Annotated in this window: 21 protein-coding genes and 1 tRNA gene; 10 read left to right on the top strand and 12 right to left on the bottom strand. The window is 35.1% G+C overall.

The genetic code is table 11. The features are described 5' to 3' along the window. The first annotated feature begins 273 nt into the window (after positions 1 to 273). A tRNA-Met gene (locus J3U19_RS06810) sits at positions 274 to 350 on the top strand. Positions 351 to 388: 38 nt separating this feature from the next. Here J3U19_RS06810 and metF read toward each other — a convergent pair. The 3 genes from metF to J3U19_RS06795 form a co-directional block, all read right to left on the bottom strand. Further along, a complete protein-coding gene (gene metF / locus J3U19_RS06805) occupies positions 389 to 1264 on the bottom strand; it encodes a methylenetetrahydrofolate reductase [NAD(P)H] (RefSeq protein ID WP_065562711.1) in 876 nt (291 codons plus the stop codon). A gap of 98 nt (positions 1265 to 1362) precedes the next feature. Then, positions 1363 to 3636 (bottom strand): 5-methyltetrahydropteroyltriglutamate--homocysteine S-methyltransferase, encoded by a 2274-nt coding sequence (gene metE, locus J3U19_RS06800; protein WP_267345823.1) that lies wholly within the window; start codon positions 3634 to 3636, stop codon positions 1363 to 1365. 183 nt (positions 3637 to 3819) lie between these two features. Next, the gene (locus J3U19_RS06795; RefSeq protein ID WP_065562709.1) at positions 3820 to 4371 is read right to left on the bottom strand and encodes a YagU family protein; all 552 of its coding nucleotides are present in this window, start codon (positions 4369 to 4371) and stop codon (positions 3820 to 3822) included. A gap of 346 nt (positions 4372 to 4717) precedes the next feature. On the opposite strand from J3U19_RS06795, the gene J3U19_RS06790 reads away from it, so the two are divergent. From J3U19_RS06790 to J3U19_RS06765, 6 genes are all read left to right on the top strand, one after another. Next, positions 4718 to 6073 carry an Nramp family divalent metal transporter gene (locus J3U19_RS06790; RefSeq protein WP_267345822.1) on the top strand — a complete coding sequence of 452 codons (1356 nt, stop codon included), beginning with the start codon at positions 4718 to 4720 and terminating at the stop codon, positions 6071 to 6073. Between the two features lie 266 nt (positions 6074 to 6339). Then, a complete protein-coding gene (gene recN / locus J3U19_RS06785) occupies positions 6340 to 8001 on the top strand; it encodes a DNA repair protein RecN (RefSeq protein ID WP_267345821.1) in 1662 nt (553 codons plus the stop codon). Between the two features lie 53 nt (positions 8002 to 8054). Further along, on the top strand, positions 8055 to 9281 hold the full coding sequence (gene coaBC / locus J3U19_RS06780; protein WP_267341070.1) for a bifunctional phosphopantothenoylcysteine decarboxylase/phosphopantothenate--cysteine ligase CoaBC: 1227 nt from the start codon (positions 8055 to 8057) through the stop codon (positions 9279 to 9281). Beyond that, positions 9265 to 9723 (top strand): dUTP diphosphatase, encoded by a 459-nt coding sequence (gene dut / locus J3U19_RS06775; RefSeq protein ID WP_267345878.1) that lies wholly within the window; start codon positions 9265 to 9267, stop codon positions 9721 to 9723. Before coaBC ends, dut begins: the two co-directional genes overlap by 17 nt. Positions 9724 to 9725: 2 nt before the next feature. After that, positions 9726 to 10313, top strand: a complete 588-nt coding sequence (gene slmA, locus J3U19_RS06770) for a nucleoid occlusion factor SlmA (RefSeq protein ID WP_267341069.1) — start codon at positions 9726 to 9728, stop codon at positions 10311 to 10313. Positions 10314 to 10373: 60 nt separating this feature from the next. Then, positions 10374 to 11210, top strand: coding sequence for a mechanosensitive ion channel domain-containing protein (locus tag J3U19_RS06765; protein ID WP_267341068.1), 837 nt, complete (start codon positions 10374 to 10376; stop codon positions 11208 to 11210). 59 nt (positions 11211 to 11269) lie between these two features. On the opposite strand, the gene cysE is transcribed toward J3U19_RS06765, so the two are convergent. After that, positions 11270 to 12046: a serine O-acetyltransferase gene (gene cysE / locus J3U19_RS06760; protein WP_416380286.1), complete on the bottom strand. Its 777-nt coding sequence runs from the start codon at positions 12044 to 12046 to the stop codon at positions 11270 to 11272. A gap of 174 nt (positions 12047 to 12220) precedes the next feature. Beyond that, a complete protein-coding gene (locus tag J3U19_RS06755) occupies positions 12221 to 13456 on the bottom strand; it encodes an oligosaccharide MFS transporter (protein WP_267341066.1) in 1236 nt (411 codons plus the stop codon). Between the two features lie 200 nt (positions 13457 to 13656). On the opposite strand from J3U19_RS06755, the gene J3U19_RS06750 reads away from it, so the two are divergent. Beyond that, positions 13657 to 14661 carry a LacI family DNA-binding transcriptional regulator gene (locus J3U19_RS06750; protein WP_267345819.1) on the top strand — a complete coding sequence of 335 codons (1005 nt, stop codon included), beginning with the start codon at positions 13657 to 13659 and terminating at the stop codon, positions 14659 to 14661. Positions 14662 to 14700: 39 nt separating this feature from the next. On the opposite strand, the gene J3U19_RS06745 is transcribed toward J3U19_RS06750, so the two are convergent. Continuing rightward, a complete protein-coding gene (locus tag J3U19_RS06745; RefSeq protein WP_267345817.1) occupies positions 14701 to 16170 on the bottom strand; it encodes a glycoside hydrolase family 32 protein in 1470 nt (489 codons plus the stop codon). Between the two features lie 321 nt (positions 16171 to 16491). Between J3U19_RS06745 and J3U19_RS06740 the strand changes: the two genes are divergently transcribed. Together J3U19_RS06740 and J3U19_RS06735 are read left to right on the top strand one after the other, a co-directional pair. Then, positions 16492 to 17451, top strand: coding sequence for an aminoimidazole riboside kinase (locus tag J3U19_RS06740; RefSeq protein ID WP_267345816.1), 960 nt, complete (start codon positions 16492 to 16494; stop codon positions 17449 to 17451). A gap of 4 nt (positions 17452 to 17455) precedes the next feature. Next, positions 17456 to 18007: a sugar O-acetyltransferase gene (locus J3U19_RS06735; RefSeq protein WP_267345814.1), complete on the top strand. Its 552-nt coding sequence runs from the start codon at positions 17456 to 17458 to the stop codon at positions 18005 to 18007. Positions 18008 to 18013: 6 nt separating this feature from the next. Here J3U19_RS06735 and ispC read toward each other — a convergent pair whose 3' ends face one another. From ispC to tsf, 6 genes are all read right to left on the bottom strand, one after another. Continuing rightward, positions 18014 to 19198: a 1-deoxy-D-xylulose-5-phosphate reductoisomerase gene (ispC, locus tag J3U19_RS06730; protein ID WP_267341061.1), complete on the bottom strand. Its 1185-nt coding sequence runs from the start codon at positions 19196 to 19198 to the stop codon at positions 18014 to 18016. Positions 19199 to 19200: 2 nt separating this feature from the next. Then, complete coding sequence (gene deoR / locus J3U19_RS06725; protein ID WP_267345813.1) at positions 19201 to 19962, bottom strand: DNA-binding transcriptional repressor DeoR; 762 nt, start codon at positions 19960 to 19962, stop codon at positions 19201 to 19203. A gap of 54 nt (positions 19963 to 20016) precedes the next feature. Then, positions 20017 to 20682, bottom strand: coding sequence for a deoxyribose-phosphate aldolase (deoC, locus tag J3U19_RS06720; RefSeq protein WP_267341059.1), 666 nt, complete (start codon positions 20680 to 20682; stop codon positions 20017 to 20019). A gap of 573 nt (positions 20683 to 21255) precedes the next feature. Further along, positions 21256 to 21813 carry a ribosome recycling factor gene (gene frr / locus J3U19_RS06715; protein ID WP_324123795.1) on the bottom strand — a complete coding sequence of 186 codons (558 nt, stop codon included), beginning with the start codon at positions 21811 to 21813 and terminating at the stop codon, positions 21256 to 21258. A gap of 30 nt (positions 21814 to 21843) precedes the next feature. Then, entirely contained in the window at positions 21844 to 22578 is a 735-nt protein-coding gene (gene pyrH / locus J3U19_RS06710) for a UMP kinase (RefSeq protein WP_267341057.1), read from the bottom strand. A 122-nt stretch (positions 22579 to 22700) separates the two neighbouring features. Next, complete coding sequence (gene tsf, locus J3U19_RS06705; protein ID WP_267341055.1) at positions 22701 to 23561, bottom strand: translation elongation factor Ts; 861 nt, start codon at positions 23559 to 23561, stop codon at positions 22701 to 22703. Positions 23562 to 23592: the final 31 nt, after the last annotated feature.

The raw sequence follows: 23592 nt of genomic DNA, 5'->3' as shown, positions 1-23592 counted from the left end.
AACTCGTCTCTTTTCACTAATCTGGTTTACGGTGTCGTACAAATAAGATCTCTTATTCACCTAAAAAAATATTTCTTTTTCCTTTGAACTATTTTATCTAATTAGGAGAGTTTGAGCATAATCAACGATAATTAATGTAAAAAATATTGAGGAGTGTATACCGTTTCGTACAAAAATCGTCCTTATTTGTTAAGGAATGTGTAAAAATAGGCCGTTTAGGCTAGAAGGGTATTGCTTTATTATTTTATTACTATAATATAGCCACCTCTTTGACGCGGGGTGGAGCAGCTTGGTAGCTCGTCGGGCTCATAACCCGAAGGTCGTTGGTTCAAATCCAGCCCCCGCAACCAATTCTTCTAAAATCTATTTTAAATTATTCTTAATAAAACTATTCTGACTTTGGTACTGCCAGTAACGTTGATACCGCTTCACTAATTCTTCTAGCGATATAGCTATTATTCATGGTGTACAAATGGATACCGTCAACATTTTGTGAAACTAAATCAACAATCTGATCGATAGCATAAGCAATACCTGCGTCACGGAACGCATCAGGGTGATGCTCGTATTTCTCCATCATCTGTTTAAATTTCTTCGGTAGATTTACGCCACACATCGATACCATACGTTCAATTTGGTTTTTGTTCGTTACCGGCATAATCCCTGCTTCAATTGGTACATTAATCCCCATATCACGGGCTTTGTCTAAGAAAGTATAAAAATAGTCATTATCAAAAAATAGCTGTGATATGAGTTGATCTGTTCCTGCACTCACCTTTTCTTTTAAATGTATTAAATCTTGTTTTAGCGTTGATGCTTCAAGATGTCCTTCAGGATAACAGGCCCCAATCACATTAAAATCACCATTTTCTTTAATAAATGAAACTAGCTCGCTGGCATAGCGAAAATCATCTTTAGGTGTAACTGTCGGGCTAATATCACCTCGCAATGCAAGCACATTATCGATACCGGCACATTTAAGATCATGAAGAATTTTCTGCATTTCTGCTTTATCAAAATTAATTCCCGGCAAATGGGCAACACTTTCAATGCCATAAGTATGTTTGACAGCGTGGGCGATATCAATTGTCGTTTGACCATTCAAACTACCACCTGCGCCATAAGTAACACTGATAAAATCAGGTTTGAAGTAACCAAGTTCACGCAATGTGCTATAGATTGTCTCTAAAGGTGACGTTTTTTTAGGGGGAAAAACTTCAAAAGAGAACACGGTTTTTTTATTAAAGAGTAAATTTGTTTTCATCTGTATCATCCATTGGTGTGATTACTATTATCCTTACTGACATTTCCGCCGCCAAAATCGGCGGCGGAAATTAAGGTAAAGCAAATTAATTAACGCTGTTAATTAAGTGTTTTTCGAACTTCTAATGTTGCTTGAACTAAATGTTCTAAACTTGCAACAACTTCTTTCTCACCACGAGTTTTTAAACCACAATCTGGATTAATCCAAAGTTTTTGCTTGTCAATTTTTGCCAGTAACTTCTCAATTGTTGCTTTGATTTCAGCAACCGGTGGTACACGTGGTGAATGGATATCATAAACACCCGGTCCAACTTCAGTTTTAAAGTTATTGGCTTTAAGCACATCAATCAATTGTAGATTAGAACGTGATGCTTCAAATGAAATCACATCAGCATCCATGGCATCGATATCTTTGATAATGTCAGCAAATTCGCTATAACACATATGTGTATGAATTTGTGTATCAGCTTGTACTTTGCTGTGCACTAATCTAAATGCCGGAATAGCCCAATCCAGATATTCACTATTCCAATCAGCTTTACGTAATGGTAATTTCTCTTTTAACGCCGCTTCATCAATTTGGATAACTTTAATGCCGGCCGCTTCAAGATCTAACACTTCATCACTGATTGCTAAACCAATTTGGAATACAGACTCTTTTTGTGAAATATCTTCACGAGGGAACGACCAGTTAAGGATCGTCACTGGGCCAGTTAGCATACCTTTAACGGGTTTGTCAGTTAGGCTTTGTGCATATTGTGAATATTCAACGGTAATTGGTTTAGAGCGTGAAATGTCACCCCATACAATTGGTGGCTTAACACAACGAGTACCATAAGACTGCACCCATGCTTTTTCAGTAAAGACAAAACCATTTAAGCTTTCACCAAAATACTCAACCATGTCATTACGTTCAAATTCGCCGTGAACTAACACATCAATACCAATCTGTTCTTGAAGCTTGATGCATTCTGCAATTTTTTGTTTGTTAAACTCGGTATATTCATTTAAGCAAATTTCACCTTTCTTGAATTTTGCACGGTTTAAACGTACATCAGGTGTTTGCGGAAATGAACCAATCGTTGTTGTAGGTAATAATGGCAAATTAAAGGCTTTTTTCTGTGCTGCTTCACGTACTGAAAATTCCGGTAGACGAGTAAAATCAGACGCTTTTAAAGCCGAAACTTTTTGACGTACCGCTTGATTTGCTCCTTCACGCTCACGCGTAAATAGGGTTTGATTTGCTTTGTAAGCCGGACTATTTTCAAAATTCGAGTCTTTGACTAATTCACCAAGTTCTGCTAACTCTTGTAGTTTTTCTTGAGCAAAAGCAAAATAAGCTCGTTGTTGAATCGTTAATTTAGTTTCGTTTTGTAATGTATAAGGTACGTGGAGTAAAGAACACGAAGTATTAATCACAATGTTTGCCGCTTTTTGCTTAATTTTTGCGACTAATTCCAATGTTTTTTTATAATTATTTTTCCAAATATTTTTACCATTTACCACACCGGCAAATAACACTTTATCAGCCGGGAAACCATGACTTTCAAGTAATGCTAAGGATTGTTTACCTTCAACAAAATCAAGTCCGATACCGTCAAATGGTAACGCCACTAATTGTTGGTAACAATCACGCACATCGCCAAAGTAAGTTTGTAAAACCACTTTGGTTGTACCTTTAACGGATAAAATTGACTGATAAAGCTCATTGAATAGAGCAATATCTTCATGAGTTAAATCCGTCACTAAAATTGGCTCATCAATTTGTATCCACTGCGCACCAAATGCAGTAAATTTCTGAATAATTTCTTGATAGGCTTTAATAATATCGGCTTTAAAATCAACTAGCTGTTTATTACCTAAATACTGTGCTAATTTGAAAAAGGTTAATGCGCCAATCACAACCGGTTTGGTTTGAATACCTAATGCTTTGGCTTCTTGATATTCGTCAAAAGGTTTGGTGCTGGCTAGTTTTATTTGTAGTGAATCTTCAATTTCCGGCACTAAGTAGTGATAGTTGGTATTAAACCATTTTTTCATTGCCAGCGCTCGCACATCACCTTTTTCACCTTGATAACCACGCGCCATGGCAAAATAACGATCGAGTTCAGGTAAGCCTAAATCTTGATAACGTTTCGGGATAACATTCAGTAAACAGGCCGTATCTAATACTGCATCATAAAATGAAAAGTCATTAGATGAGATTAAAGCAATTTTATGTGATGCTTGTTGTTGTAGATGTTCAGCACGTAGGGCTTTTGCTTCATTTAATAATTCAGCTTGGGTTTTGTTACCTTTAAAATAAGCTTCGGTTGCAAATTTAAGCTCACGAAGTTTACCAACACGAGGATATCCAATAACTGCAGTATTCATTTTCTTTTCCTTATTTAGCATTTAGCACTTTTCTTTAGTGGTTAAAAAGATAGCAAAAAAAAATGTTATTGAATAATTCTACTTTTTTATCAAAAGATATAGTTTTTAGCTATATCAAAAGGTATAAAAAATCCCTCTGTTTTTCAACAGAAGGATTGAAATAGATGAAAATTAATAAATTAACTACTGGCGCCATTCGCCACGGATTGGTCTTGAAAAATGAGCAAGCACAGCGATCATACAGATTTCGATCGATACACCCCAATAGATATGCCCTAAAATTTCACTCCAAAGTTCATAACCATTTAGGTTCCATAACCAACCAACGGTGCCTTGCGGATCATAAGCGGGATGACGAAAACCTAATAGCGGGATTAAAAAACCGTGCATCATAACGGTAATGATAATGCCATAAAATGCACCATACCATAATCGAATATTATTCCAGAAGTAGGCAATAAATACATAAACGAAGGCAAAGGCAAAACTAAATAACCAGTGATAAAGTGTTACTGCGCCCGAAACGATTGCCGTTTGGTAAACATAATCAAGTGAATGAGAATTAATGCCTAACCAACCAAGCCATGCATCAATGTGTGCCGCAGGTGGTGAAATTTCCCCAGGAACACGAGGAGGCATATTAACTTCAGAACCCCATTTAACCAGTGCGCTAATGAATCCACCAATCAGAGTAGTCCAAACAATAATTTGACGATTTATTTTATTTCCAAACATTTGAGCGATTCCTTACTATATTTAATAGTTATTTAATAGAATTTTAAATGAGAATACATAATAAATTAGATAAAATAAGTTCTACTTAAAACCTATAGGATACATTGTACAATTTTTTGTTTGTTGAAAACAAATGACCCTGTTTTGATATAATTTTGAAAAATGAAATAGTATCTATTTTAATCAATCATAATAGGTATAGTCATACCAAAATATAAACTCAAATAAAATAAATAATATATAATTTTAAGTCTAAATAATACACATTACAGAAATAATTATTTTCAATTGATAATGATTCTCATTACCATATATAATGCCACTATGTTAGTTTAGAGGTTGAATTATGTTAAAAATATCCACAGTAAGTTTAGAAGAGATCAATAATACCATTCATATCCCCAATCCTAATGCGGGTTTTCTCCGAAAACTGTGGGCTTTTTCTGGTCCGGGTGCTTTAGTTGCGGTTGGTTATATGGATCCAGGAAACTGGATCACGTCAATTCAAGGTGGTGCGCTTTATAGCTATTTATTACTATCTGTAATACTCATTTCTAGCTTAATTGCAATGCTTCTTCAGGCAATGTGTGTGAAAATAGGCGTGGTGACAGGCATGGATCTTGCTCAAGCAACGAAATCAATGGTTGGAAAAAAAGTATCTTTGTGTTTATGGTTTTCGACTGAATTAGCTATCATTGCCACAGAAATTGCCGAAGTCATTGGCAGCGCAGTAGCCTTAAATCTTTTATTTGATATTCCATTATTAATCGGAGTGTTATTAACGGTTTTTGATGTAGCTATCCTTTTAATTTTAATGAGATTTGGTTTCAGGAAAATTGAAGCCATCGTCTTTTGCTTAATTGCGACAATCTTTATCATTTTCGTTTATGAAGTTTTAAGAGCTTCTCCCGAACTTAGTGATATTATAGATGGATTTATCCCTAGGAGGGATATTTTTACTGCCTCAATCAAAGGACATGATTCAGCCTTAGTTATTGCACTTGGTATTGTTGGTGCAACTGTTATGCCACATAATTTGTATCTGCATTCATCTATCGTTCAAACAAGAAAATACAATAGACAAAACAGAGTGAGCCTAAAAGAGGCGATTAAATATGCAACGATTGATTCAAATATACAATTGTCATTTTCATTTATCATAAATTGTCTGTTATTAATTCTTGGAGCATCCCTTTTTTATGGCAATAATCCCGACGATCTTGGTCGATTTACCCAACTTTATGATGCTTTGAAAGATCCTCATATGGTTGGTCCTGTGGCAAGCTCAATGATGGCAACTTTATTTGCATTAGCTTTACTTGCATCAGGTCAAAATGCAACAATCACAGGCACATTAACAGGACAAATAGTCATGGAAGGATTTATTCATTTATCTATTCCTCTCTGGGCCAGACGAATAGTTAGTCGGGGATTAGCGGTTACTCCTGTAATTTTATGTATTTATATCTGGGGAGATAAAGAAAATATTGTTGAGAATTTATTAATCTATACCCAAGTCTTTTTAAGTATTGCCTTACCAATATCAATGATCCCTTTAATTTTAGTCACCTCAAATAAAAAAATCATGAAGGAATTTGTCAATAGTAAAATAACCATTATGTTAGGTTGGATAGCAACCATTTCTCTTGTATTTTTAAATCTACAATTAATTTATGAAATAATTAGTTCATTATTTTATTAACTATCGATCAAAGCCATTAATATTTTTCTGATACATGGCTTGTTTAATTTCTTTGTCTTTAATTAATCATTCACTATTATCTATATGCTTATTTATTCAACAATATAAATAAGCATTGAAAATAGATAAAATCTAGATAACACAACAATTCCATCTGGTACAGTAAAAAAATCAATATTTTATTTGAAAAACTGTATTTATTTACAGTGTTTTTATTGATATACTCGTCTTAATTTTAATCAGCTACATGTATTTATTTAATTGTTATGATAACTCAACTTACTATTAATAATTTTGCTATTGTCGATCAATTGTTAGTTGATTTTGCAACAGGAATGACTGCAATTACGGGGGAAACAGGAGCAGGGAAATCCATTGCGATTGATGCTCTAGGACTATGTTTAGGAAATCGTTCTGATGCCTCATCTATTCGCAATGGGACAGATCGTGTAGATATTTCAGCAAGTTTTATACTTGATGATACGCCAGGTGCATATGCATGGTTGATAGAAAATCAACTTGATGAAGATAATGAATGCATCTTACGCCGTGTAATTAATCAAGATGGTCGTTCTAAAGCATTTATCAATGGTCGAGCCGTACCCATCTCTCAACTTAAAGATATAGGACAAATGCTAATCCAAATTCATGGACAACATGAACATCAACGGCTATTACGCAGTGACCACCAGCAACTATTGTTGAATGATTATATGAATGAGCCAACTCTACTTGCGCAAATGCACCAAGCCCATAAGCATTGGAAAACCGCCTGCCAAGCTTATCAGCAATATGAAACCACACGACAAGATCGTGAGGCTCATCTGCAACTTTTACAATATCAATTAAAAGAATTAAACGAATTTTCGCCGATTGAAGGTGAATACCAACAAATCGATGAAGAATATAAACGGTTATCTAATAGTGAACAATTGATTAACCTCAGCCAACAATCAATCATGATATTAGATGAAGCTGATGAATATAATGTTACTAATTTACTTGGCAGCGTTAAAAACAGTGTGCAACTGTTATCCCATCTTGATCCAACATTAAATAATATTCTTAATATGCTTGAAGAGGCAGCAATTCAAATAAAAGAAGCCAGTTATGAACTTCGTCACTACAGCGAGAGTTTAGAGATCGACCCAGCGCACGTCATGAAACTTGAACAACGGTTATCGAAACAAATTGCTTTAGCACGCAAACATCATATCGCACCAGAGACATTACCAGAATTACATCAAAATTTACTTAATGAATTTAAAAAAATTAATCAACAAGATGAACAAGGAGAACTGTTAAAAGCAGACATTAACAAATACCATAAAATTGCGCTAGAGCTTGCCACTAAATTACACCAAAAACGAGTAACAGTAAGCAAAACATTAGCTAAAAAGGTAACGATAATCATGCATGAACTTTCTATGCCAAATGGGCAATTAAGTATAGATATCACTTTTGACGAAAATCGACTAAGTGAAAATGGGGCGGATCAAGTTACTTTTTTAGTTAGCACCAATGCAGGTCAAGTTTTACAACCGCTATCTAAAGTTGCATCCGGTGGTGAACTGTCACGTATTGCCTTAGCAATTCAAGTACTAACAGCGCAAAAAATGGATACCCCAGCATTAATTTTTGATGAAATTGATGTCGGTATTAGTGGACCAACTGCAGCTAAAGTTGGGCAGTTATTAAGGCAACTTGGAGAATCAACACAAGTTATTACCGTAACACATTTACCACAAGTCGCTGGGCAAGCAAATCAGCATTACTTTGTTAGTAAACAGACGAGTGGGAAACAAACCACAACTGATATGCAAAGATTAGATAAAAATGGTCGTTTAAATGAGCTTGCTCGATTATTAGGTGGAAATAAAATTACCGATGCAACCCTTGCCAATGCGAAAGAGTTACTTATTATCTAATTTAATTATGGTAATATAATGCCTTTAAATTTAGATGGGAGAATAGCGAGATCATGAGTCTATCTGGTAAACATATTTTATTAGGGATAACTGGTGGCATTGCTGCCTATAAATGTCCTGATCTTGTCCGTCATTTAAAAAAAGCAGGGGCACAAGTACATGTGGTACTGACTGATTCCGCAAGCCATTTTGTCACGCCGATGACACTCCAAGCGGTTTCAGGAAATCGGGTATCCAATGATCTTTTTGATCCATCAGCAGAACTTTCTATGGGTCATATTGAATTGGCAAAATGGGCTGATTTAGTATTAATTGCTCCAGCTACAGCAAATATTATCGCTAAAATGGCTAACGGTATTGCTGATGATTTATTATCAACGGTATGTTTAGCAACATCTTCCCCGATAGCTATTGCTCCAGCTATGAATCAGCAAATGTATAAAGCATCAGCAACACAGCATAATTTATCAGTTCTTACATCAAGAAATATCTTAATTTTAGGACCTGATAGCGGCTTTCAGGCTTGTGGTGATGTAGGTCCAGGACGTATGCTTGAACCCCAAGCTATTGTAGAAAAAATTGAGAATTATTTTTCCACAACATCAACACTCACCGATTTCTCAATAACGATTACCGCAGGTCCAACAATTGAAGAAATTGATCCTGTACGTTATATTAGCAACTATAGCTCGGGTAAAATGGGCTTTGCTATTGCCAAGGCTGCAGCTCAAATGGGAGCAAAAGTGACCTTAATTAGTGGCCCTGTTCATCTAGATACACCCAATAATGTCAATCGTATCGATGTGAAAAGTGCTAAACAGATGTACGAAGCAGCATTAAGTCATGCCCAAAAATCAACAATTTTTATCGCTTGTGCCGCTGTTGCAGACTATCATGTTAAAACAATTGCTACCCAAAAAATCAAAAAAACTGATGATAATAATGAATTAGTCATAAAATTGGTTAAAAATCCTGATATTGTTGCAAGTGTCGCTGCATTAAAGAATCACAGACCTTTTGTAGTCGGATTTGCTGCTGAAACCAATAATATTAAAGATTATGCACTAAAAAAATTAACGACCAAAAACCTAGATTTGATCTGTGCTAATGATGTTTCAGATCAAACGATCGGGTTTAATTCTGAGCAAAATGCATTAACTCTTTATTGGCAAAATGGTGAGCAAACGTTACCATTAAGCTATAAACAACAATTAGCATCACAGCTACTTGAAGTAGTGATAACACGATATAAAGCGAGTCATGATGAAAAGAAAAATTGATATAAAAGTATTAGACAAACGTTTAGGTAATCAATTTCCACTGCCAACATATGCAACTGAAGGATCTGCAGGTATTGATTTACGAGCCATGTTTGATGAAACTACTGAAATTAAACCAGGTGAAACCATTTTAACTCCAACGGGTTTATCAATGCATATTGCCGATCCAAACTTAGCAGCATTGGTGCTACCTCGTTCAGGCTTGGGATCAAAAAATGGTATTGTGCTTGGTAATCTAGTTGGTTTAATTGATTCGGATTATCAAGGCCAATTGTTTGTTCCTGTTTGGAACCGCAGTCAAACACCTTTTGTTATTGAAGCTGGCGATCGTATTGCCCAATTAATTATTGTACCTGTTGTACAAGCAGAATTTAATATTGTTGATGAATTTACTCAGTCAGCTCGTGGCGAAGGTGGATTTGGGCATTCAGGTAAAAAATGATTGTGAACAACAAAAACAAAAATCGCAAAGAAGATATCTTACAAGCATTAGCAACCATGCTTGAATCCAATGAAGGTACACAGCGAATAACTACCGCCAAATTAGCTGCGACGGTTGGTGTTTCTGAAGCGGCGCTGTATAGACATTTTCCAAGCAAAACAAAAATGTTTGAAAGTTTAATTGTTTATATTGAAGATATCTTATTATCACGCATTAATATAATTATACAAGATGAGCAAAATACCTTTACTCGTTTAAAACTTATCCTAGCATTAATTTTAGGTTTTTCTGAAAAAAACCCAGGATTAACCAGAATTATGACAGGACATGCTTTGATGTTTGAGCAAGAACAATTGCAAGAACGTATTAGTCAACTCTTTGAGCGAATCGAAATACAGATAAAGCAAGTTATACGAGAAAAGAAGATTCGTGAAGGTATTGCTTTTACTACGGATGAACGCATTTTAGCTAGCCAATTACTTGCTTTTTGTGAGGGTATGATGGTTCGTTATTCTCGTTCAGGTTTTAAATATCTACCTACAACTAATTTTGATACTCGCTGGACATTATTAGCTAGGCAGCTCGTTTGATCTGTCTTATAGCGAGATATTTTCATATAATGCCGATTATCGATTAATAAGGATAATTAAATGAATTTTAGAGATTTAATAAATAATTCTATTTTTATTATAGAAAAATATGATGGCATAGTATTTAGTTATATTGCTCATTTTTGCTTTGCCATTCTCATTTTTATCATTGGACGAACCATTGCTAAATTTGTAGCTCGTCAATTCAGAAAAATATTAACGAATCGTCATGTTGATCCAACAGTAGTGAAATTTGTAAGTTCTTTATCCTATTACGCTATAATTGTAATGACACTGGTGGCCGTTTTAGGACAACTTGGCGTTCAAACAGCATCAATTGTTGCCATTATTGGTGCAGCAGGTTTAGCTGTTGGCTTGGCATTACAAGGTTCACTGTCTAATTTTGCTGCTGGCGTTATTTTAATTATTTTTCGCCCGTTTAAAGTTGGAGAAACCGTTATTATTAATAATCAAAAAGGGATTATTGATTCTATTCAAATTTTTTCAACATCAATTGTTACGCCAACCAACGAATTAGTGGTAATACCCAATAGTCAAGTAGTAGGTGCTAATATTATTAACTATACAAGATTACCAGAAAGACGTTTAGATTTAGTTGTTAATGTTGGATATAATTCTGATATTCAACAAGTTTATCAAGTATTAAAACAAGCTGTTGATAAAACAAGCAATATTATAACAAATAAAGAGCCGACTATTCGTTTGGATCAGTTAGATGCTTCATCAATGAATTTCAATGTTTTAGTTTGGACATCAAATGCCAATTATGGACCGGTTAAGGCTGAATTACTTGAAAATATTAAAAATGGATTAAATGAAAATGGTATTAATATTCCATATCCTACTATGGATGTAAATCTTACTTCTCAACCATAATTTTCAATTATTGCATTCCATTGTTAATCAGCAACGGAATGCAAATCACTTTGTAAAAACTAGATATCTTGATCCATATTTAATGCTGGTTTATCGCAATCAGGGCAACCAACAATTTTAGCAGGAACACCCGCTACAGTCGTATGTTTTGGTACAGATTCCAAAACGACTGAGCCTGCGCCAATTTTAGCCCCTTTTCCAATTTCAATATTACCTAAAATAGTCGAATGAGCACCAATCATCACCCCTTCACGAATTTTAGGATGGCGATCACCATTTTCCTTACCTGTACCCCCTAAAGTCACTGATTGTAAAATAGAAACATCATTTTCAATAATAACGGTTTCACCTATGACAATACCAGTTGCATGATCAAACATTACCCCACAGCCAATTTTAGCCGCTGGGTGAATATCAACACCAAACACTATCGCAATCTGACTTTGTAAAAAAATTGCCAATGACTTGCGATTTTGCCGCCAAAGCCAATGTGCGATTCGATAGGCTTGTAATGATAAAAAACCTTTATAATACAATAATGGGGTAGAATAATGGTTGGTAGCGGGATCACGAATATAAACAGCAATAATATCACCTATTGTTGACTGAATAATATTTTCATCCGCATGATAGGCTTGCCGAGCAATTTCGCGAATTTCAATAGCCGGCATAACTTGCGTTGCAAGTTTATTTGCTAAAATATAGCTTAAAGCACTACCTAAGTTTTCATGATTTAGTAAAGTAGCATGGAAATAACTAGCAAGCATTGGTTCACTTTCTACCAATTCTGATGCTTCTTGCCTTATGGTTTGCCATAACAAATCGGGCTTAATAATTGTTTTTGCATCTTCCACAATAAATCCTTATATTTAAATAGTATTGTTCACATTGTTTCTCAATCTTATGCAGGATGCAAGTTTTGTATTCATTTATCCTATTTAAAAATCAACATGGAAAGCAACGGTAACTAGTTCGATACTACATAAAACAGCAAATCGTATGGTTTAATATTATTGCTGTTTCTTTTTTTTATCATCACTTAAAGTAAATATCGCAATAATCAAAATAAATAGCACAATACTTGCCAATACATAAAATGTTGTCGAATAGCCTGTTTTATCGAATAATTTACCTACTAACCATGATAAAACAATAACACCAACATTAGATGAAATATTAAAGCCTACTAAATATAAGGTAGATGATAATCTTTCATCAAAATTACTTACCACATATTTAAACACAGCTAATATGAATAGTGGTGTTTCAATTGCATGGAATAGTTTAACTAGCGAAATCAGATAAATATTATCTAAGGTTGCTGATAATGAAATCCGGCAAATCATTACTAATGCCGCTACTAACAATGATTTTTTTGCTCCTATTTTATTAATAAAGAAAGGTGCTAAAATCATACAAGTTGCTTCTAAAAATACCTGGAATGAATTTAAATAACCATAGACTTGATAGCCATCCTCTGGTTTATCAAAAAAGCTGGTATAAAAATTTGGAAAAAGTTGTTGATCATAAATAGTATAAAAGCTGTTAGTTCCAATTATAAAAAAGACAAATAACCAAAATTTTTTCATAGCAAATAATGAAAGAATTTCACTCATGGTTGGAATGGTTGGTTTTTGTATTACGGCTTGTGTTTCACTGTTGGCAAAAAATTCTTGTTTAGGATTAAAAATTAAATTAATAATAAAATAGATAGCAGAAACAACAGATGCCATCCAAAAATTAATATGTGGATCGATACTAAATAAAATACCGGCTATAAAAGTTGCAGCCGCATAACCAAACGATCCCCAGAATCGTGCAGGACCAAATTCAAAACCAAACAATCGACTAATTCGCTCAATAAAAGAATCAATCAATGCGCATCCAGAAATAAAGCCAGCACTTAAAACTGGCGCACCAATACACACACCTAATAGAAAATCATTTCGTAATAACGGTTCATACACATAAATTAAAAACGGTCCAATGAGTATCATAACGATACTTTGAAAGGTAATGACCGCTTTGCCTATCTGTAATTTATCTTGAATGATGCCATAAAAAATCATAAAAAACATAGCAGCAGCAGAGTTAGCGGCATAAACAATACCAAGTTGCTCACCGGATAAGCCGATTTTACTTTTTAACCAAATGGCATAAAAAGACCACCAAAGAGACCAAGCAGCATAAAAGGTAATAAGATAACCTGACGAGAACCAATAATTTCTATTTTGCATCATATTCATATTTATTACTCTTATATTGTTGAAGTTTAACGTTAACATGTTAATGTTAACATTATTGTCATATTTAGTATGAAATAGATACATCCGATTATCATAATTGCTACTTAGCTCACACTTTTTATCATTACTTTTTGTGGTATCATCACATATAAGCAATGATTGATAACAATTTTTATTATATTGAGTAAAAGGATCTAACTATGGCTTCACTTAAGGATGTTGCAAAATTGGCATCGGTGTCTTTGATGACAGTTTCTCGTGCAATTAATAATCCTGAAAAATTAAATAAACAGACATATGAACGTGTAAAACAAGCCATTGAGCAACTCAATTATGTGCCAGATCTCTCAGCCAGAAAAATTCGTGGCGATAACTCAGGTCCTTGTGCTATTGGTGTTTTAGCTTTAGAAACGGCAATAACACCATTTTCAGTAGAATTATTACAAGCTATAGAAAAAACTGCCCAAACTCATGGTTGGAATACCTTTATTGTTAATTTATTTGATGATAAAGATCCTGATCATGCAATTAATACTCTTTTATCCTATCGTCCTAACGGTATTATTTACACTACTATGGGACTAAGGAAAGTTGATATTCCAGAAAAGCTGCTTGGCAAAAATATTGTTTTGGCAAATTGTGTTACTGACAATGAAAAGCTAGCTTGCTATATTCCCGATGACTACACAGGTCAATACCAAGCGATGCAACAAGTGATACAAAAAGGCTATAAAAAACCGCTATGCATTTATTTATCAGAAAAAACATTGGCAGGTAAAACACGTCGTAAGGGTGCCGAACAAGCATGGCTTGATGCAGGAAAAAATTTAAGAAAAATAATTAGTTATCATATGTCCATATTGGAAAACAATATTACTCAAGAATACATGATGACAATTGATATATTGAAACAACATTGTAATAACACTCCTGATTTTGATGTATTAATTTGTGGTAATGATCGCATTGCTTTTGTTGCCTATCAATTTTTACTCAATCAAGGACTTCATATACCCAACGATGTGGCCATATTAGGTTACGACAATATGGTGGGCACTGGCGAATTATTTTACCCACCGCTTACTACAGTTCAATTACCGCATTATGAAATAGGCAAGCAAGCAGCGTTACATATCATCAATGGTCAAACAGAAACAAACATAAGCTATGTGGCTTCGCCCTATTTAGAAAGAAACTCTTTGTAAATGAATTGACCGCTTGATAGCGGTCAATTCAAGCATAACTTAAGCATAAATAGATTTTAATTGCCAACTGTCGAGCTGAATAATTTTGGCACTACCATTTTCAGCAAATAAATTTATCTGCCGTTCTGCTGGTAATTTAGGATAGATACGACTTGAAAGACTATACAAATCATCATTAACAAATACTTCAACCGATGATGCATCAATATAAATATGTAACGACAGTTTTTTCGTTTTTGGTAGCGGTACACTACGATAACCTTTTAATTCAATTCCAGAAATACTACGATCAAGAACAATACGTTTTGATTGTAAATCCACATATAACAATGTTGCTTGTTCACCATTTTTGGTTGCCGATAGCTGCAAACCAAATCGCTCTGCAGTACTTTGTGATAAATCAAACTCAACATTCAGTTCACAGCTAATGGATTTAATATGAGTATTTTTCAGTTCACTATTAAGAATTATTTCACTTAATGATTGTGACTGTTCACGGAGCGCAGCCAACTCTTTAATTGGACGATTGCGAACATTATTATTGTGATCCAATATCAATTCACGAGGAAGTGTAAAAGAACCCATCCATTTATCTTGTTTACTTGGCATGGTCGATTCCCACATATCCATCCAAGCAAACACAATTCGTCGTCCATCAGCAGCAAGAAACGATTGTGGCGCATAAAAATCATGACCAAAATCCATTTCTTGAAATGATTTGATTATTGAAAACTTTTTACCTGGCTGCCAATCACCAACAATATAACCAGATTGAAAACGATTTCGATACTGATAGCCTTTAGCCTTCATACCTTGTGGCGAGAACATTAAAATCCATTTATCACCAAGTTTGAAAAAGTCCGGACATTCTAGCATATACACATTAGGATCGATATTACTAACAATAACATGGTCAAATGTCCAACGTTTAAGATCTTTTGAATGATAAAGTAAAATTTGCCCAACATCATCAGTATCACGTTGCCCAACAACCATCCACCATGTATCATCTTGAAGCCAAACCTTAGGATCACGAAAGTGCATAATACCATCTTCTGGCGCAAGTATGGTACCGTGTTTTTTAAAATGGACACCATCTTTACTGGTTGCTAAGCATTGTGATTGAGAAATTTTTTCATCATTACCTTGACCGGCTAACCAAATATGGCCTGTATAGATTAAGCATAGCTCGCCATTATTATTGACTGCTGAACCAGAAAAACAGCCACTTTTATCGTAATCATCGCCAGGTGCAATAGCAATAGGTAACCTTCTCCATGTTACCAGATCATCGCTAACAGCATGCCCCCAATGCATTGGTCCCCAATTTTCATTATAAGGATGATGCTGGTAAAAAGCATGATATTGACCTTTAAAATAGATCAAACCATTAGGATCATTCATCCAGCCAGACTGTGGCGCTAAATGAAAATGCGGATAATATTGTTTGTTCATCACTTTCTCTAGCTTTTTCACAGCTAGATTCGCTTCATCAATAGCAGTAGACATAATAACCCCTTTTTTATCCAGTATGACATATATAATTTACATACTACTCCAAATTAACTGTTAACGTTAACCGTTGATAAAAAAATAGATAAAATATGTGATGGAAGTCACACATTTTTAACGTTAACAATGAATTTTTTGGCAAATGATTTAGTCTATGACTAATTTTAAAAAAGACTTTTATTAATTATAATAATAAACTATACATCCACTGTTTTGCTAACAAAATATAAAAATGGCTTATTTTACGAAATTTGGCAACAACCAATATCTATACTAAGCTTAAATTACCGTAGTAACTAACTATGATCGAGTAAAAAAATGAATAGTACAAAAATTTGGTCTCTTGGGGATGCTGTTATTGATTTGTTGCCATTTGGTGATATGAATTATCAAGCTTGCGCTGGAGGTGCTCCGGCTAATGTTGCTATTGGTATTGCTAAGTTAGGACTGCCCTCTGGTTTTATTGGTAGAGTTGGTAATGATCCATTTGGTCACTTCATGGAAAAGACTTTTTGTGAGCATCATGTTGATTGCCAAAGTCTTGAAAAGGATGAGGAGCATAGAACAAGCACTGTTGTTGTTGATTTAGGTGAAAATGGTGAACGAAGTTTTACCTTTCTGGTTTCACCTTCTGCCGATCAATTTTTGTCTGAACAAGCACTTCCTGATTTTAATCAAGATATTCTTCATTTTTGTTCTCTAGCATTAGTTGGAACAACTTGTCGACAAACGCTCAAACAAGCTATTGAGAAACTTAGTGATAAAAATGGTTTAATTAGTTTTGATATCAATTTACGTGAACAAATGTGGCAAGATAAAAATGAAATGCGCACAATTATCACTCAATTCTGTCATGATGCTGACATTCTTAAACTCTCTGATGAAGAGTTGTTTTGGTTAACTGAGAGCCAAGATTGGCATGTAGCACTCGATAAATTGCAACAACATTATAATGCACCACTTAAGTTAGTTACCAAAGGTAGAGATGGTAGTATTGTGTTATGGCAAGGTAAAACTTTTACTTTTGACTCATTTCATGTCAATAGCATTGATACAACTGGAGCTGGTGATGCATTTATTGCCGGCTTACTTAGTAGTATCGCTTCGTCAGGAATGCCTGAAGATAAATTAATGTTAGAAAGTATGATGACCATTGCCAGTGCCTGTGGCGCCTTAGCAACTACCAAAAAAGGGGCATTAACAGCACTTCCCGATAGCGCATTTTTGCAATCATTTATTAGTGATAACCCTGCTTTATGCGCTAAACAAATGGCGTAATAAAATGACAGAAAAAGATAAAATGTTAGCAGGTTTGTTGTATGATCCTTGTATCAACTCACTTACTAATGAACGACTTTATGCGCAAGATCTTTGTTTTCAATTAAATCAATTATCACCATTAGCCGTAAATCAACGGCAACATCTCTTTGAAAAATTATTAGGAAAAACAGGACAACAATTTACAATTATGCCCGGTTTTCAATGTGATTATGGCTACAATATTGAAATTGGTGAGAATTTCTTTGCTAATTTTAATTGCATCATGCTTGATGCGGCCAAAATTACATTCGGAAATAATGTCCTTGTTGCACCCAATTGCGGTTTTTATACCTCAGGTCACCCACTTGATAGCCAAATACGCAACAGTGGGCTTGAGTTTGCCAAACCGATTACGATCGGTAATAACGTTTGGATCGGGGGTAACGTAATTGTACTACCCAATGTGACTATCGGGGATAATACGGTTATTGCAGCTGGCAGTATTGTAGATCGAGATATTCCTTCAAATGTCGTTGCCATGGGAACACCATGCCGAGTGTATAAAACACTTTAATGCCATTTAAACTATCTGTTTGCTACATTGTGCTCTAGCCCATGCATCAATAGTGAACACATCATCAATAGTGGCAGGTTCCGGAAAATTAAGTTGATCTAACGTGGTTGCAACTTGTTTGGCAATATCCATAAAACCAATTTTATGCTGTAAAAATGCTTCAACTGCCACTTCGTTGGCAGCGTTAAGCGCTGTTGTTGCCGTTTGCCCGTCACCGCAAGCCTCAATGGCTAATTTTAAGCATGGATAGCGAATAAAATCAGGTTGATTGAAGGTTAATGATGAGATTTGAGTAAAATCTAAAGCAGAAACACCGGATGAAATACGTAATGGATAAGACATTGAATAAGCAATTGGCGTACACATATCTGGCACGCCTAATTCTGCAATAATACTGCCATCTAGATAACGTACCATTGAGTGAATAATCGATTGAGGATGTACTATAATCTCCATCTGTTCAGAACTAGCATTAAACAACCAGCGTGCTTCAATGTATTCTAAGCCTTTATTCATCATCGTTGCCGAATCAACTGAAATCTTTTTACCCATTGACCAGTTAGGATGTAAAGTCGCTTGCGCAGGCGTGACTGAAGTTAATTGATTTAACGGTAGTTCCCGAAAAGGTCCGCCAGATCCGGTTAACACAATTTTGGCGATACCATGATCAGTCAGATTAGCAAATCCAAGATCATGTTGTACTGCGGTAGGTAAACTTTGAAAGATCGCATTATGTTCACTATCGACCGGCAGTAGCTCGGCGCCATATTGCTTCACCGCTTGCATAAATAAATGCCCACAAGTGACTAATGACTCTTTATTAGCGAGTAAAATGCGTTTACCTTTTTTAATTGCAGCAAGAGTCGGCCTTAATCCTGCTGCACCAACAATTGCAGCCATAACTTGGTTAACTTCGGGGAGCTGTGCTAAATCACACATAGCTTGCTCACCACTCAGTACTTCTATATTCAATTTTAGGTTAGCTAAATTTGCTTTAAGCTGCTGCGCTGCTTGTTTGCTCGCCATAGCAACATATTTTGGTTTAAACTCCTGACACTGCTCTGTCATTTTTGCAACATTAGTGCCACCTACTAGCACATAAGCTTTGTATAAAGTTGGATTTTGCCGAATGACGGCTAACGTGCTACAGCCGATCGATCCTGTTGAACCTAAAATTGCGATATTTTTCATAATTAATAAATTAAACCAATGTTATTTTCTTCAAAGTAAGCGACGTAGTCTAAATCCGGTGCTCTATCGGTCATCACCAAATTAAACTGATCAAGGTTACAAATAAAAGCCGGTTTAACTTGATTAAACTTAGTATAATCGGCAATTAAAATATTTTGATTCGATTTTTTCATCGCCTGATGCTTCATATTTAGTTCATCAAAATGGTAACAAGTTGCACCTTGAGTGAGATCAATACCCGCTGCCGAAATAAAAGCTTTATTTGGACAGATAAAATCGAGCGGATTATGGGAACTAATGCCGGTAAAAATTGCATTATTAAGCTGATATTGCCCACCACATAAAATGATTTTACATTTTGGTTTGTTTTGTAACGCTAGAAAAGCATTGAGTGAATAGCAGATTGCAGTAAAAGCAATATCATCACTAATTTCATCAATGATAAATTGCATGGTGGTACCGCAATCAAAAAAAATAGTATCGTTCTCATCAACAAATTGGCTAACTAGTTTGCCGATATAACGCTTTTCATCTACATGTTTATCTTTTTGATCTGAAACAAAATATTGCGATATGGTATGGCGTGCTTGGTTAACTACATAACCGCCTAAAACAGCTAAACATGAAGATTGATTACTAAGATCTCGACGAATTGTCATTTCAGAAACAGCAAGCATTTGCGCTGCTTGCTTTAAATGAATTTTATCGGTAATTTTTAATTGCTCAATAAGTGCATTAATTCTTTTTTGCGGTTGCGTTTCCATTGCCATTCCATAAATAGCAATAAGCTACTATACAGTAGCTTATAAAAGGATGAATTAATAGCCGCTAGATGATGCGTTATCGCCTGATACAATTGCAATACCAGCACTAGCGCCTAACCGTGTTGCACCAGCTTGAACCATTTTTTCAGCAGTTTGACGATCTCTAATGCCACCTGATGCTTTGACACCCATTTTATCACCGACTGTTTCGCGCATCAATTTAACATCTTCAACAGTTGCCCCTGATAAGCTAAAACCAGTTGAAGTTTTAACAAAAGCAACTCCAATTTCTTTACAAATTGTACAAACTGTAACGATTTCTTCTTTAGTTAATAAGCAAGTTTCTAAAATAACTTTTAACGGCACTGAACCACAAGCATTAAATACCGCTTGAATATCTTCTTTAACCGCCGTTAAATCATTGCTTTTTAGCCAGCCGACATTGATAACCATATCGATCTCTTCTGCGCCAGCTTTGACTGCCATTTCAGTCTCAAATGCTTTAGCAGAAGTCAGCATAGCCCCTAAAGGAAAGCCAACAACTGAACAAACCTTTACATCGCTACCTTTAAGCAAGCTAGCGACTAAAGGCACATAGCCTGAATTAACACATACAGAATAGAAATGATACTGCTTTGCTTCTTCACAAAGTTTACGTATTTGATCTTCTGTGGCATTCATCGCCAGTAAAGTATGATCAATATACTTTGCATAATCCATAATGATGTCCTTTAATTTTTGTTAGTAATGTCTAGTAAATGATTTTAGTATTAAGTAAATGATGTTATAAAAATAACATATATAGCCATACAATGTTATTTCCGTAACATTATATACTTAAATTTTGATAATTAAAAACTAAACTATTTACTAAACTTAGACAATTGAATCAAATTGAAGTGATTGGTATGAAAAAGATAAGCAATGTGCAATTTAACATTACCTATTAATTGAAGATATGATGCGTGATTCACTAAATCAAATTGGAAACCATGATTTTAAGAAACTTGATTATCTTTAGTGGCAAATAATGCGCTAATACAAACAGAATGTTTACCCTTTAATTGTGCACAAGCGCATTATTTGTATTGAGTAACTATAGATAAACTCAGTTAGACTTTATCGCTTAAGATAGAAAAATAATTGTTTATCGAGTGATTTTTTATTTTTGATCTATTCGCTAACTGATAAAACTAATATTTTGTATTTTTCAGCGGTAATTAACTGATTGATTATTGATTAGTAAAAATCAAAAAAACCTAGTTTTATCAACTAGGCTTTTTAGACAAGAGATTAAAATTCCATTAACTCTTTTTCTTTATCAGCAAGCACTGCATCTAATTTTTTAATAGCTGCATCGGTTGCTTTTTGAATTAAATCTTGTGATTTACGTTCATCATCTTCTGAGATTTCTTTATCTTTTAACAAAGCTTTGATTTGATCGTTAGCATCACGACGAATATTACGAATTGACACACGACCTTGTTCTGCTTCATTACGGACTATTTTAGTTAAATCACGACGACGTTCTTCAGTTAACGGTGGCAGAGGTACTCGAATAACTGTCCCTGCTGAAGCAGGATTGAGTCCTAAATCAGAGGTTAAAATCGCCTTTTCAATCATTGGTGTTAATGATTTATCAAATACCGTAATGGCTAAAGTTCTTGCATCTTCAGCGACAACGTTAGCTAGCTGACGTAGTGGTGTTGGGCTACCATAATATTCAACCATAATCCCATCTAATAAACTTGGTGATGCACGGCCTGTTCTAACTTTAGAAATATGAGTTTGAAACGCATCAATACTTTTTTCCATGCGCGTTTGCGCTTCTTTTAAAATCTCATTTAACATAATAAAAACCTTATATTGAAATAAAAAAGACTAACAGCTAACTGTTGCCTGATTATTAATTAATGTTCCTTCTTGTTCACCTAAAATGACCCGACGTAACGCACCTGGCTTGTTCATATTAAATACACAAATAGGTAAATTATGATCACGCGCTAAGGTGAAGGCTGCTAAGTCCATCACTTTTAATTCGTCATCCAATACTTTTCCATAATTTAATGTTTTATACAATGTTGCCGTTGGATCTTTAACAGGATCAGCTGAGTAAACACCGTCAACTTTAGTTGCTTTTAAAACTACGTCAGCTTCAATCTCAATACCACGTAAACATGCAGCAGAATCAGTTGTGAAAAATGGATTACCTGTACCAGCAGAAAGAATAACGACTTTACCATGACGAAGCAAGCTAATCGCTTCAGTCCAACGATAATCATCACATACACCATTTAAAGGAATGGCTGACATTAAACGAGCATTAACTTCAATTCGATGCAACGCATCACGCATAGCAAGACCATTCATTACCGTTGCCAACATACCCATATGATCGCCAACAACACGGTTCATTCCTGCTTTAGCAAGACCAGCACCCCGGAATAGATTTCCCCCTCCAATAACGACAGCAACTTGAACATTCATTTCAATCAGTTCTTTAATTTCTTGTGCCATACGATCAAGAATGGTTGGATCAATACCAAAACCTTCGTCGCCTTGCAGTGCTTCACCACTAAGTTTAAGTAAAATTCGTTTATAGAAAGGGGTTGCCATATGAAGTCTCACTATTCGTTATTTCGTTACTTAATTACCTGACAAGCTATACTTGTTAACAGTAATTTAAAAATATTTTGTAGATAAACAAAACCGCCTTGACGGCGGTTTTTATGAAACAATTAAGATTGTTTCGACATCGCAGCAACTTCTGCTGCAAAATCAACTTCGACTTTCTCGATGCCTTCACCCACTTCAAAGCGGATAAATTTAGCAACTGTCGCTTTTTTCTCTGCTAATAAATCACCTACTGTTTTACTTGGATCCATAACAAATGGTTGACCAGTAAGAGAAACTTCACCAGTGAATTTACGCATACGACCTTCAACCATTTTTTCAGCGATTTCACGTGGTTTACCTGATTGCATAGCGATATCAATTTGGATATTACGTTCATGTTCAACCACATCAGCAGGTACATCACTTGGGCTGACATATTCTGGTTTACTTGCTGCAATGTGCATAGCAATATGTTTCACTAATTCTTCGTCACAGCCATTGTTTGCAGCAACTAAAACGCCAATACGTGCACCATGTTGATAACTACCAACAACTTCACCAGTAATTTCTTGAACACGACGAATACCGATGTTTTCACCGATTTTAGCAACTAAAGCTGTACGTTCTTCTTCAAATTTTGCTTGTAAAGCAGCAAGATCTGTTAAACCATCATTTAATGCGGCTGTGGCAACTTTTTCACTAAATTCTAAGAAACCAGCGTCTTTAGCAACAAAGTCGGTTTCACAGTTGATTTCTAAGATTACACCTGATTTTTTATCAGCAGCAATTTTAGAGATAATTACACCTTCAGCAGCAACACGACCTGCTTTTTTAGCAGCTTTTGCTTGACCAGATTTACGCATGTTGTCGATAGCAAGATCGATATCGCCATTCGCTTCAACTAATGCTTTTTTACATTCCATCATACCTGCGCCAGTTCTTTCACGCAGTTCTTTTACCATAGAAGCGGTAATTTCAGCCATTTTTAAATCCTCTAGTTAACCATTGTGATGA

The sequence above is a fragment of the Gilliamella sp. B2828 genome, assembly GCF_026537125.1.
GTDB lineage: Bacteria > Pseudomonadota > Gammaproteobacteria > Enterobacterales > Orbaceae > Gilliamella.
The sequence above is the reverse complement of the archived record's forward strand: the minus strand, read 5'-3'. Positions and strand labels throughout refer to the sequence as shown.